We start from the raw sequence: 13,353 nt of genomic DNA on the forward strand, positions 1-13,353 counted from the left end.
TGCTCAACCGCCGAGCCGAGCACAAGCAGAACAAGACGGCAGAGTTCGCTCCACATGGGGGCGGGCACCCATCCACGGCGTTTCCGCCCCATATCCATAATTCGCAGAAGATATATTATGGAACCTAAATATGCTCGGGACGGCACAGGCACTCAGGCGGTTGTCAGACGCGGAGAAGATTGACTCAAACCCCGGGGTAAAGTGACTCCGTTTGGCGAGAAGTCTGACTCCAGCACCCTCAGCCCTACCCTGCACGCCCTTGGACGGGCCTTTGCCAATGAGGCCGGAGGCAAACGGAAATGCGGCCTGAGACGCAAACGGCTGGCCCGATGCACGACGGGCGTCAGCGAAGAAGCTGAAAACGCGTTTTTCTCGATTGAAGCCCACCTGGCCATCGCCTCCATGCCTGAGCAGGCTCTGCGGTTTGCCGGGCGCCCAGCGGCGCCTTCCTTCAGGCGGCCCGCAGACACCAAAATTAACCACGTTCAGCCATGTCCGTCCGGTCACGCCTATATTCAGTTGACGACATCGGGCAGGGGCCATTAACGTCTAAAAATCCCATACATTGATGTCTTGCGGCGCTCATTGGAGCGCGAATCTATGTAGTTCGCAGTAGCGTGACGCGCTTGTTGCGCGGTTCTGGCGTACTCTGTTGCGAATAGGCGTCTCCCCTACTCTGCTCTGCATGCCACGCTCCGAATTTCGGCGGTCGCCGAGCATTCGGAGCGAATGAGTTCTTGCGCGAAGGATTCGAAATGCATATGAATCCTCCGCGGTCATTTTTCCGCACCTGACATACTCGAGCATTCGCATCAGCGCCTGGCGCAGATGACGGGCCGATTGTCCTCACTGGATGCCAACGCATCACGGTGTGTTCCGAATTTACCTGAGGGTTCCTGGCTCCTGCGGTCGTCGCGGGAGCGATGGGCAGCTTTTGCCTTGTGGAACCCTCTACGGACACACAGTGGAGGACGCCGTGCCGTATCGCGCTCGTTACGTTGCCCGACCCCAGCCTTCGCGTCCTCTGACGCCGAGGAGCTCGCCATCTATCCGTGGCGAGTTCAGCTCGGGCAAGCCCGGCATGGGATTCCGGCGTGTAGCCTATAGAGGGCTTCCTGCCCGCCACCTGATGGCGCTTCTCGAGGAGGACGACAATGTCGTCGCGTATCAGGAGGCTCCGGCGTCCTTTCGCTGGTCAGATGGCCGCAAGATCCGGACCTGCTACCCGACAGCAGCGGCGCGTCTCACCGACGGCAGACTGATCTGCCTGCTGCTGAACCGATCACAGCGCTCGTTTCCGGAATGTGATCCGGCCTACGCCCATTCTGTTCGGCAGGCGGCCGCCAAGGCTGGCTATGACGCCGTCGAGATCTGGACTGAGACCGAGATCAAGGCAGGCAATCGCTTGGCCAACGCTCTTCTCGTTGGGCACGCACGATGCGTGGACGCAGATCAGATGCATCTCCACGCCGTGCGGACGGCCATCGACAGGCTCGGAGGCAAGGCCTCCATACGTGATCTCCGCATCTCCTGCGGCCTCGGCAATCAGGCCTTTCGCGCGATCATCAAGCTGATCGCGATGCGCGAACTCAAGCCCATCAACGCGAATGACATCCTCGACGACTTTGCGGTCGTCCAGATCCCCCGTTCGTGACGCCACCCCCGCCATCCAGGATGGACAACGTGACCTTCTCGCAAATTCGATTGGGCAAAGGCGACGCCTTGGTCATCGACGACGTGCTTTACACCGTTCTATGCCGAGACCATCTCGGGATGACCTTGCAGAGCACGGGCGCGCGGCGGATCACGACAACCAAGACACATGAAGATCTGGGAACCCTGTATTTCGAGGGTAAGAACCGCCTGAGGATCATCCGTGGGGACATCGCCAGCCTGCCACCTGAGTTGCAGGAGAACATCGCGAAATCGCTCGACGCTTTCTCACCGCAGGATAGCAGGGAAGCCTTGAGGCGTCTGGAGTATTGCCGGGCAATGGAGCGCTTTCACGCCCGGGGCGTGGTGAGCAAAACCAAAGCCGGATACCGCCATATCGCCAAGCTTGTCGCCCGCCTGCGCCGCTCGCGCACCATTCGCGTGGATGGGGTTCGCCACGACAAGGTGCCGCTCGAATATGTCGGCTGGTCGACGCTGCGAGACTGGTACTGGCGGTACAGCCGGGGGAAATGCCCGCAGGTCCTGGTTCCCGAAAACGCGAAGAAGGGCAAGGCGCCGGAGTCCCTCGATCCCGAGGTCGAGATGGTGGTCGCCAAGTGGATCACCGAGCGATACCTGACGCTTGAAAGGCCCGACCTGACGGTCATCTACGATCTCATAGTCGGCGACCTCGAGGGAGGCAGCATCGGTCGGATCGATCCGCCATCCATTCCGTCGATCGACACCGTCCGCCGTTGGGTCCGTCGGAATGTCAGCGAGTACGAGGAGATCTATTACCGTAAGGGGCGGGAGGAGGCAGAGCGCAAATTCCGCCACATACGCAGGGCGCCGCAGTCCCAAATCCCCCTCGAGGTCGTCGAGATCGACCACACATGGGTGGATCTGCTCCTTGTCGATGACGATGGGGCGCCCCTCATAAATAAGCACGGGAAGGTGCAGAAGCGCGTCTTCCGCGTCTGGATCACCACGGCGATCTGCACCGCAACGCGCATGGTGCTAGGCTGGCACATTTCCCGGGACGCCCCTTCGTGGGTGTCGGTGATGTCATGCCTCAGGATGTCGATCCTGCCGAAAGACATGACGGAGTACGGCTGCGATACCCCTCACCCAGCCTTTGGCGTGCCTACACGCCTCCGACTGGACAACGGGATGGAGTTCCACAGCAACTCGCTGAAGGCCGCAGCGGCCGAACTCGGCATGGAATTATGCTGGCTCCCTCGCAAGAAGGCGAACCTGAAGGGCACGGTCGAACGCCTGATCGGAACCCTCAATCGGGATTTCCTAGCGTTCATGGGCGGGCGCACCTTCCGGGATAAACGGGAGAAGGGCGATTATCCGAGCGAAAAGCGCGCGGTGTACACCCTGGCCGAGATCCAGAGGCTGTTCGGCTACTGGGTTGGGGACATCCAGCACAACAGGCCCCGGAAGGGCATCGACGCCCGAACCCCTCTCCAGCGCTGGGAAGACCTCGCTGGTGCCGGAGTGAACCTCCCCCCCACGTCGGAACAGCTGCACGCGATCCTGGCGCTGACCGTCAATCGGACGGTGAACGGTGAGGGCGTGACGCTTCTCGGCCTCAAGTACCAGAGCCATGAGATGCAGGCGATGCATCGTCGGAAAGGCCACCTGGGCAAGAAGTACATGGTCAAGGTCGATCCGCTCGACATTGGGGCCATGCTGATCATGGACGAGGAGAAAGGTCGATGGCTGCCGGTCCCGGCCGTCAATCCCGAGTTGGCCGAAGGCATTTCGCTCATCGAATGGCGGGCAACCGTCGAGCTCGCCCGGAAACGGACGGCCGCCCGGAACCGTATTCCGCTTCAGACCTTGCGTCAGGCGCGACTAGCCCTTGCCGAGGAAGCGCGGCGGAAAGGCACGAAGCCGATCCGGATGAAGTCGGCCGACTTGCATTGGTTCGAGACCAATGTGGATGACCCCATGTGGGACCTGGCGGCAAACCCGGGCACGGGCACGGAAGAGCGCGAGCGCGACGAGCATCGCCGGCGCCGCGGGCGGAAGGGCAGGGAAGCCGATCCAGACGCCCTACACTCCCCGCGCCGCGTAGGCGCCCTCCCCGCCCCGGCACCTGCCATTCTGAGCCAATGCGACCTCCACGATCATGGCGAAGAGGTCGCGGGCGAGCTGATTGCGATCATCGACTAGGAGGCGACTGTGGAACTCGACATTGCGAAACTGCGGGATGCGCTGAAATCGACCGAGGCCCGCTCTCGTTTTGAGGGAGCCATTGCAGACGCGCTTCGACCCGATGAGGAAACTCGCTCCATCGCTGTGCTGAAGGAACGTATCGAACGCATACACGTGCCCGATGGCACGGCGAAGCGAGTTGGACAGACCTTCGACCGAATGGTCACGCGGGCCCTGAAAAAGACCGGGGAGGCGCAATGCAACGTCCTCGCCGCCCCGACTGGCGCAGGGAAATCCCACATGATGGACAGGCTTCCGAAGGACCCTCGGCTTGCGCCATCCCACGACATGTTCGGCCCCATCCAGCCACTCGTGTATGTCCGCGCTCCCTCCCCTTGCAATCTCCAGACCCTTGGACGCGTCCTCTACAAAAGGCTGACGGACGCAGAGATTGCGCCGTCGACGAAGGAAGGAGAGGTCTGGCAGCGCCTGCGCTACCAGATGTACGGGCAGCGGACGGTCATCGTGGCCATCGACGAGTTCCACAATGTCTTGGTGACCCCAAAAATGGAGGTCCGCCAGGCGGTCGTGAACACGATAAAATCCCTGCTTCAGCCGACGCCGGAATGCGGCATCCCACACCTGCTCAGGCCATATCCAATCCAAGTCGTTCTGGCAGGCGTCCCTCTCGTCCAGCAGGCCGTCAAGATCAACGGGGAACTCGATCGCAGAGCCAAGAAGATCACCATTCGCCAGCTGTCCTCAACGAAAGAGGGCCTTCGGGAAATGGGGGCGTTTCTCAAGGCCGTGGACAATGTCCTTGGATTCCCTCGTTCGTCCGACCTGGCTGAGCCTGAGATGGTCCGGCGCTTCATGGCCGCCACGGGTGGGTTCCAAGGGCGCGCCATGCATCTCGTGAAGGAAGCCGCCTTCGCAGCGTTGGACGATCGCGCTCCCAGGATCGATCGCGAGGATCATCTGGCTGTTGTGCTCGAAGAGATCACGACCGTTGACCCGGCCGGAAACCCCTTCCTGGTCGCGGATGCCAGCAAGGTCCGGGGCATCCGGGGTGAGGATTGGGGTGAGATCACCCGCCTGCGGGGGATTCGTGAAGGCACCTGCGATGAGTGACAGCTTCTTTGAGGGTATGCCGCTGCGACCACCCGTCGATCCCCAGGAATCCGCGCGCGATTATATGTTGCGCGCCTGTCTGCTGAACGGATGGACGTGGAAATCACCGCGAAAGTGGGCCGTGGGGTCGCCGATCGTCCGCGACGAGGAGTCCCTTCGGCGGATACTGGAGCCACTTGGGCCATCCGACGTCGACAGTCTCATCCGGGCGACGCCGATCCAGTCCGACCGCGCAGACCAACTATGTCAGCCCAACGCTGTGACGCTCCCTCCATGGTCGGTGTGGAGCCGACGATGGTGCCCCGCTTGCTGGCGTGCCGACCTCGCGGCTCCGACTGGCGGTCGCGCACCGCTTTGGAACCTCAAAAACCGCTTTTGGTGGAGCATCGATGCGATCCATACATGCCCATTCCACAACACGAAACTCAACTGCCGCTGCCCTCACTGCGCGGTCGTTGTTTCCTGGAAATGCCCGAGCATGATCACCTGCTCCGGCGGCCATGATCTCCTCGATGCTGAGCCTGAGCCGGTTTGCGAGCAGCATGTCCTCGCTGATCGCTATCTATTGGGTCGTCTGGGCGTAATCGAGCCGCTGGCGCTGCCGATCCTCGACGAGGTCAACTTCGAGGCCGCAGCTGTGACACTGAACAAGCTCGGTACCTCTGTCATCCTCGGGCCTACTTACCTTTATGGGGCCGGGGACCGCACTGCCGAGTGCATGTCCGAGGGAGTTCGGCTGCTGTCCGATTGGCCCAGGCGGTTCGAGAGCTACATCGCGGAGATCGTCGGAGCCGAGGATGCGAAGCACCGATGGGCGCGGGATGTCCTATGCAACGTCTTCCACTTCGTCCTCTCGGCACCAGACCGCGATCTCGGTGAAAAGATGGAGCGCGTCATGTTCCAGGAGATCTTCAGGCATCCCGTCAATGTCGAGCGGGCGTATGAGATTAAGTGGGATGGCGGTCGAACCCGCTAACATTAAACGTGCTGACTCTACGACAATTAGGTGAGACACTTTTTTGGCGCCCCACCCGATTAAGCCGTCCAACGAATTCAGGTCGTCGCTTTCGATGTCTGATTTCGCTCCGCATTTATGATCCTGAGCACGTATGAGGCAAGGGTACTCACTTTACCTTCGAATCCAAATTTAATTAGCTCTTTAGCGATGTCATTTGCGGAGCAACCGTTCGCTCTCATAGACTGAATCCCGTCAATGATTACAGGGTTCTTCATCCGCGTCGAAATTGACCCCTCTTTGAAACGGCGCACTTTCGTTGGAACAAATATTTTTGAGTGAACCCTGAAAAAGTCCGGGTTAAATTGCTTTACGTTAGCATTCTCGCTCGCGTTCGCATTATGGCTTGATGTATCAGACATACGAATTTCGTTCCTTGCATCTGCGTTTGCGACGAAGATTCGCCTCTCGCATATGAACAATTAATCAAGTTTACTGTCGGCGCAAGCGTCGATGAATAATACAGGGTGCGAAATTGGATTTAACGTCATGAGCCGATGTATCCTACTCCCGCCCACATGATGAATTCATGCTGTACAATCGCTCGTTCGAAACTCTTTCGGGGCAAAGCGCTGGCGCCAAGCGGAAGCATCCAAACGTTGCGCTCACTCTTCCTCAAGCAAGCCGCTGTCGATGTCGTCGATCATGGTGCTGGGAGCGTAACGCACCATGACGGGAGCGGGAATTTGGCAGGTCACACCGAACTGTTGGGTCTTCATGGCCGATGGGAAGACAATTGGATATCGGCAACCCGGCCATAGGACTTCTTCTTCATGCCAATTTCGCCCCAACCGCTATTCAACACTGAGTTTGTGTCCAAATTCGGCGTCGACCCAGGGCGCGAAAAGCCTCGAATCAATAATATTGAAAACACAGACGCTCGGATAGATGTGTATTTCAGGGACCTAAAGACAGAAATTATAAATCGAATAGAAAAATATCCTGTTGTTGCCGGATGTGTAGCATGGCTTACCGATTTTGATATCATTCGCGCAATGCGCGGAAAAAATGTTTCCATCATTATGCAAAAAGAAGATATGTTTCGCCCCGACATTGGTGGTGACTCGACCGGATTTAAAAAGAGATTGAGGAGGGCTTACAGCGAGGTTGGTGCTGGATTTTCGTATGCGCTGCTTCCGGAGACTTCAACACTTGGCTCTTTGTGGAAAGGATACGGGCATCATTCGGGATTTTACTCGGATCACGATTGTCGTGTCGATGATGATCGCTTCGATCCGTTTCGATGTGTAGGAAATTACAATAGAGACAAGTCGCCAGCCTTCGCGCGTATGCACAATAAATTTCTCGTCTTCTGCGAAGAAGAAATGGACTGTGACTACAAACCAGTTGAGGTGTGGACTGGAAGCTATAACATGAGTAAATCCGCATCTCTCAGCTTCGAGAATGGCTTATCTATAAGATCGACCGCTATAGCATCCGCATATCTCCACGAGTATGCGGACATAGCAGCGTTGTCCGAGCCATTGGATTGGAAGTACGAGTGGGTTGCGCCTGAATTTGGAATTGGCGTCAGCTGACTTCAAGCTATTTGGGCTTTTTGCGCGCCACCGATCGCAGAGTCAGCCTTTTCGCTCAATCCCCATGCAGAGAGTCAGGCTTCTCCGCCATTCGAGTCAGATATCAGGGGTGGGAAAAGTCCGATTTCAAGGGAAATCGAGTCAGGGTTCTCTGCTGCTCGACAGCGGTATCCAGAGACGGCGCCTCCCGTTGCTTTCCAACGCCGACATGGTCCGGCTTGTGGCCTGCCCGTTCGCCGCGCTAAGGCCGATGATCGAGATCGAGCCCGGACCGGAACCATGACCAAGCCAGCCTATGATCTCGTGATCTTCGATTTCGACGGGACACTGGCGGATACCTTCCCGTGGTTCTGCTCGGTCCTCAACGATACCGCGCGCCAGTTCGATTTCCGGCAGGTCGCCGCCGATGAAGTCGATGACCTCCGGCAATTGGGTGCACGGGAGATCATGGCGCGCCTTGGCGTTCCCGTATGGAAGGTTCCGGCCATAGCCCTCCACATGCGCAGACTGGCGGCCGCCAGCAGCCATGCCTTGTTTCCGGACGTCGAGGACACGCTGCAGAGCCTGCGGATGCACGGCACCCGATTGGCCGTCGTCAGCTCCAATTCCGAGGACACCGTGCGACGGACGCTGGGCTCAGCAGGCAGCCATATCGACGCCTTCTCATGTGGCGCGTCCCTGTGGGGCAAGGCTGCGAAGTTGCGCGCCATGGCAAGACAGCTTGCGCCGGCCACGGCCCGCACGATCGCCATTGGTGATGAGGTGCGGGACATTGAAGCGGCACGGACTGCCGGTATTGCGTCAGGCGCCGTGTCGTTCGGCTACAATGCGCCGGCAGCGCTCCTGGCGCTGAATCCGGACAGGATCTTCATCGATTTCCGGGACATCCAGGAGCAGCTTCTGGGCCTGAGCGGAAGCTAGCCGCGCGACCCAATACAGGGCAGGGCTCGGCGCCTCCCCGCCCCTGCCCGCAGCCATCGCCGCCTTCATCACGTCCGCGCATTGCATCGCTGCAAAAATGTATAAAAAGCAATGCGATGCGCAAAGATTTAAAGGCGCCGACGAAGGCGCTTCATGCCTCGAAAGTCATACCGTCATAGGCCGGCACGATCCCGTCGGGCAGACGCTCCGCCAGCGTTCGGTAATCCAGATCGGTGTGCAGGTTGGTGAGGATGGCGCGGGCAGGGCGCAGGCGGTCGATATGGTCCAGCGCCTCTGACAGACTGAAATGACTTGGGTGCGGCGTCTCACGCAAAGCATCAAGAATCCAGACATCCAGATTCTCGATATGTGGCAATGAGTTGTCCGGAAATCCGTTCACATCGCTGGAATAAGCGACATTGCCGAATCTGAAGCCGAAGGCATCGATGTCGCCATGGTGCTGGCGGAAGGGCAGAGCGGTGATGTCGCCCCCTGCCCCGCTGATCGTGATCTCCCGGCCCTCATGGTACCGATGCTCGGTCAGGATCGGCGGGTAATTGCTGCCCGGCGGGGTCACGAAGCAATAGCCGAAACGCCGGTGCATGATCGCCGACGTCTCCTCGTCCATATAGGTGTCCATCCGCCGCCGGTTATGGATCACCAACGGGCGTACGTCGTCGATGCCATGGGTGTGGTCAGCATGCTCGTGGCTGATCAGCAGGGCATCGAGATTGGTGATGCCGGCGTCCAGCAACTGTTCGCGCAGGTCCGGCGAGGCATCCACCAGAACGGTGGTGGTGCCATTCGGTCCGAAACGACGGACCAGCAGGGAGCAGCGACGGCGGCGGTTGCGCGGTTCATTGGGATCGCAGGCACCCCAGCCCTGCCCCACGCGCGGCACCCCGCCCGAGGAGCCACAGCCCAGAATGGTGAATGTCAGGGTCATGGAATGTCCTGGCTGGACCGCCAACCCGCGGCATAGCGAGGCTTACGCGCCTGCCTGAGATTCTCCAAGCCTCCCCGGCGCGGCTTTGGGGCCCGCTGCACCGTCCCTCGGCCCATTCATGAAACGTGGCTGTAGCACGCAACCGCGCAGGCGCTCCCGGCGTTGTGCTCGCAATGGCGTGGCGTCCGCAATCCCTGCGAGCCGTCAGGCGCAGGATGTGACGGGGAGACGCCGGCCATGCCGCCACGGGACACCTCCATTCTCAGTGAGCCGGCACCCGCCCGCATGGCGCGTCCGCCCTCGCGGGATGGCTATGTGACGACCCTCATCGGCGCGCTGGCCATCATCACCGTGCTCTATGTGGGCCGTGACGTCTTCGTTCCAGTGGCGCTGGCCATTCTGCTCAGCTTCGTCCTGGCCCCCATACTGGTCATCCTGCGCCGGCTAAAAATGCCGAAGACCCTTTCCGTCATGGCGGCGGTCGTCGTGACCTTTCTGGCGCTGCTCGCCATCGGGGCGGTGGTGGCGAGTCAGGTCGGGCAACTGGCCAGCGACTTGCCGCAATATCAATGGAACCTGCAGGAGAAGATCCGCTCCCTGAAGGGCGCCACGGCGGGCTCTGGCACCATGGAGCGGGTGGCCGGCATGCTGCAGGATCTGTCTACCGAGCTGAACCGCCCACAGCCGCAGCCGCGTTCCCCCGGTGAGAGCTCGGAGCGTACGCCGCTGCCGGTGGAGATACACCAGCCCGCGCCCGGGACGCTGGGCATGCTGAGCTCCGTGCTCCAGCCGCTGATCCATCCGCTGGCCACCACCGGCATCATCTTCATCTTCCTCATCTTCATCCTGCTACAGCGGGAGGACCTTCGAAACCGCTTCATCCGCCTCGCCGGCGCCCATGACATCCAGCGCACCACGGCGGCGCTGGATGATGCCGGCGCCCGGTTGTCGCGCTTCTTCCTCGCGCAGGTGGTGCTGAATGCCGGCTTCGGCGCGGTGATCGGCATCGGCCTGACGCTCATCGGCGTGCCAAGTGCCATTCTGTGGGGCTTGCTGGCGGCGGTGCTGCGCTTCGTGCCCTATGTGGGCGCGATCATCGCAGCGGTGCTGCCGTCCGCATTGGCGCTGGCGGTGGATCCGGGCTGGACCATGGTGCTCGCCACCGTGGCGCTGTTCGTGGTGATCGAACCTATCGTCGGCCACATCATCGAGCCGCTGGTCTACGGCCGCAGCACTGGCCTCTCACCGGTGGCGGTGATCGCCTCGGCGACCTTCTGGACCTGGCTCTGGGGGCCGATCGGGCTCGTTCTGGCGACCCCGCTCACGCTCTGCCTCGTGGTGCTCGGCCGTCACGTGGAGCAACTGGAATTCCTGGACGTGATGCTGGGCGATCGTCCGCCGCTCAGCGCGCCCGAGCTGTTCTACCAGCGCATGCTGGCGGGCGATCCTGTCGAGGCCACCTCCACCGCCGAGGACTATCTCAAGGACCAGCCGCTGGCCTCCTATGTGGACGAGGTAGCGCTGCCGGCGCTGCGGCTTGCCCAGCACGACCATGCGCGGGGCGCTTTGGGCGAGGAACGAATCGAGCGCATCCGGGCCAGCGTCGGCGAGCTGATCTACAACCTCGGACCGGGAGACGAGGAACCGCTGGCGGTGCAGCGCGGGGAGGGCGGCGCCCTGCCCGGCTGGATCGACCGTTCTCCCCTGCCCTCGGCCTGGACAGGCGATCACCCGGTGCTGTGCATCGGCTCGCGCACGGGCCTCGATGAGGCGGCAGCCATGCTGATGGCGCTCGTCTTCACCGCTCACGGCCTGCCGGCGCGGGTGGAAGGCCCGGCGGCTTTGCAGCGCGGACATCTCGCCAAGCTCGATGCGAACGCGGCGGCGCTGGTGATGGTGTCCTCGCTCGACAGCGGCGGCATGGCGCAGTTGCGCTATGCGGTGCGCCGCCTGCGGCGTCATCTGCCGGATGTGGCTGTGCTGCTCGGGGCCTGGGGCGCGCATGGGGATCGCAATGCCCGGAGCGCGCTGGAGGAGATCGACGATCCCTCCGTCACCACCGCCGCCGATGCGGTGGCGGCTGCGGCGCGCCTTGCCCATGGGGCACAGGAGGCTGGGCGCACCCACGGGACCGCCGGGCCGTCCCTGCGACTGCCTGCGGAGCAATAGCGTCCCCGCCTTCCCTGCTGGTCAAACGCAAACAGGCGGCCCGAAGGCCGCCTGTCGCAAACGCCGTAACGGCGAAACCCGTGTGGGGCGCCGATCAGTAGGTGGCGCGGCCGCCGGAGACGTCGAACACGCCGCCGGTGGTGAAGGAGCATTCCTCCGAGGCCAGCCAGCAGATGAGAGCCGCCACTTCGTCGATCTGGCCGAAGCGCCCCATGGGGATCTTCGACAGCATGAAGTCGATGTGGGCCTGCGTCATCTGGTCGAAGATCGCCGTGCGCACGGCCGCCGGGGTGACGGCGTTCACGGTGATCTTGTTCTTCGCCAGTTCCTTGCCCAGCGACTTGGTCAGGCCGATCACGCCGGCCTTCGAGGCGCTGTACGCCGGGGCGTTGGGATTGCCCTCCTTGCCGGCGATGGAGGCGATGTTGACGATGCGCCCGTAGTCCTTCTCCAGCATGTAAGGCACCACGGCCTTGTCGCAGTAGAAGACGCCGTTCAGGTTGACGTCGATGACCTTCTTCCAGTCCTCGACCGGGTAGGTCCAGGTGGTGGTGTTCGGGCCGGTGATGCCGGCGCTCGCCACCAGGATGTCGATCTGGCCGAAGGTGTCGACAACCTTCTTGGCGGCAGCTTCCACTGCCGGCCAGTCGGACACGTCGAGGGCGATGCCGATGGCCGAGGCGCCGATATCGGCAGCGGCCTTGGCGGTGGCGGCGGGATCGCGATCCCAGATCGCCACCTTGCCACCCTCGGCGACGATGCGCTGGGCAACGGAGAGACCGATGCCGGCGGCACCGCCGGTCACGACCGCGACGCGGCCGGAAAAGCGCGTGGTATCAGCCATCACTTCTTCTCCCACGCAATGCAGGTCTGCTTCTGCACACCCAGCTTGTCGATGCCGAGCGCCATGGTGTCGCCGGCCTTCAGGTAGACGGGGGTCGGCTTCATGCCCATGCCGACGCCGGGAGGCGTGCCGGTGGTGATGATGTCGCCCGGCAGCAGGGTCATGAACTCGGACAGGTAGGAAACGATGGTCTTCACATCGAAGATCATGGTGTCCGTATTGCCGTTCTGGACGCGCTTGCCGTTCACCTCGAGCCACATGCCGAGCTTCTGCACGTCGCCCACTTCATCCTTGGTGACGAGCCACGGGCCGATGGGGCCGAAGGTGTCGCAGCCCTTGCCCTTGTCCCAGGTACCGCCGCGCTCGGTCTGGAATTCGCGCTCGGACACATCGTTGATGAGGACGTAGCCGGCCACGTAATCGAGAGCTTCGTCCTTCTCCACGTAGGTGGCGCGCTTGCCGATGACGATGCCGAGCTCGACTTCCCAGTCGGTCTTCTTCGATCCGCGCGGGATCATCACGTCGTCGTTCGGCCCCTGGATGCAGGAGGTGGCCTTGGTGAACACCACCGGCTCGGTGGGGATCGGCATGCCGGACTCTTCGGCATGGTCGGTGAAGTTCAGGCCGATGGCGATGAACTTGCCCACGTTGGCGACGGGCGCGCCGTAGCGCGGCGACCCTTCGACCACCGGGAGCGAGGACACGTCGAGGGCCTTCAGCTTGGCGAGGCCCTCGGGGGTGATGGCGGCGCCGTCGAGGTCCGACACCACGCCGGAGAGGTCGCGGATCTTGCCGGCATCGTCGAGGAGGCCGGGCTTTTCCTGGCCCGCGGGGCCGTAACGCAGAAGCTTCATGGGATCATTTCCTGCTGAGAGACGAAGCCGGCCAGATCAAAGGCACTGACGGACCCGTCTCTTTTCAAGAATCGGGCGACGTGTCGAGCAACCGGAAGCAGAAGCTGCTTCCGGCC

10 protein-coding genes are annotated in these 13,353 nt (G+C 61.6%); 7 read left to right on the forward strand and 3 right to left on the reverse strand.

The features are described 5' to 3' along the window. The first annotated feature begins 1,129 nt into the window (after nucleotides 1-1,129). The 6 genes from IEW24_RS09770 (at nucleotide 1,130) to IEW24_RS09795 (ending at nucleotide 8,424) form a co-directional block, all read left to right on the forward strand. Complete coding sequence (locus IEW24_RS09770) at nucleotides 1,130-1,654, forward strand: hypothetical protein (RefSeq protein WP_188577940.1); 525 nt, start codon at nucleotides 1,130-1,132, stop codon at nucleotides 1,652-1,654. A 29-nt stretch (nucleotides 1,655-1,683) separates the two neighbouring features. Continuing rightward, entirely contained in the window at nucleotides 1,684-3,837 is a 2,154-nt protein-coding gene (locus IEW24_RS09775; protein ID WP_188577941.1) for an integrase catalytic domain-containing protein, read from the forward strand. A gap of 9 nt (nucleotides 3,838-3,846) precedes the next feature. Continuing rightward, nucleotides 3,847-4,950: an ATP-binding protein gene (locus tag IEW24_RS09780; protein WP_188577944.1), complete on the forward strand. Its 1,104-nt coding sequence runs from the start codon at nucleotides 3,847-3,849 to the stop codon at nucleotides 4,948-4,950. A gap of 478 nt (nucleotides 4,951-5,428) precedes the next feature. Next, on the forward strand, nucleotides 5,429-5,926 hold the full coding sequence (locus tag IEW24_RS28740) for a hypothetical protein (RefSeq protein WP_244644281.1): 498 nt from the start codon (nucleotides 5,429-5,431) through the stop codon (nucleotides 5,924-5,926). 812 nt (nucleotides 5,927-6,738) lie between these two features. Beyond that, complete coding sequence (locus IEW24_RS09790; RefSeq protein WP_188577948.1) at nucleotides 6,739-7,503, forward strand: phospholipase D-like domain-containing protein; 765 nt, start codon at nucleotides 6,739-6,741, stop codon at nucleotides 7,501-7,503. A gap of 279 nt (nucleotides 7,504-7,782) precedes the next feature. Then, a complete protein-coding gene (locus tag IEW24_RS09795) occupies nucleotides 7,783-8,424 on the forward strand; it encodes an HAD-IA family hydrolase (RefSeq protein ID WP_188577950.1) in 642 nt (213 codons plus the stop codon). A gap of 151 nt (nucleotides 8,425-8,575) precedes the next feature. Here the strand turns inward: IEW24_RS09795 and IEW24_RS09800 are convergent, their stop codons facing one another. Next, nucleotides 8,576-9,370: an MBL fold metallo-hydrolase gene (locus tag IEW24_RS09800; protein WP_188577952.1), complete on the reverse strand. Its 795-nt coding sequence runs from the start codon at nucleotides 9,368-9,370 to the stop codon at nucleotides 8,576-8,578. Nucleotides 9,371-9,607: 237 nt separating this feature from the next. Between IEW24_RS09800 and IEW24_RS09805 the strand changes: the two genes are divergently transcribed. Continuing rightward, entirely contained in the window at nucleotides 9,608-11,539 is a 1,932-nt protein-coding gene (locus IEW24_RS09805) for an AI-2E family transporter (protein ID WP_188577954.1), read from the forward strand. Nucleotides 11,540-11,633: 94 nt separating this feature from the next. Here the strand turns inward: IEW24_RS09805 and IEW24_RS09810 are convergent, their stop codons facing one another. Next, complete coding sequence (locus IEW24_RS09810) at nucleotides 11,634-12,383, reverse strand: SDR family NAD(P)-dependent oxidoreductase (RefSeq protein WP_188577956.1); 750 nt, start codon at nucleotides 12,381-12,383, stop codon at nucleotides 11,634-11,636. Then, nucleotides 12,383-13,237, reverse strand: coding sequence for a fumarylacetoacetate hydrolase family protein (locus IEW24_RS09815; protein ID WP_188577958.1), 855 nt, complete (start codon nucleotides 13,235-13,237; stop codon nucleotides 12,383-12,385). The genes IEW24_RS09810 and IEW24_RS09815 overlap by 1 nt, the downstream gene beginning before the upstream one ends. Between the last annotated feature and the right edge of the window lie 116 nt (nucleotides 13,238-13,353).

The organism is Azorhizobium oxalatiphilum, from assembly GCF_014635325.1.
GTDB lineage: Bacteria > Pseudomonadota > Alphaproteobacteria > Rhizobiales > Xanthobacteraceae > Azorhizobium > Azorhizobium oxalatiphilum.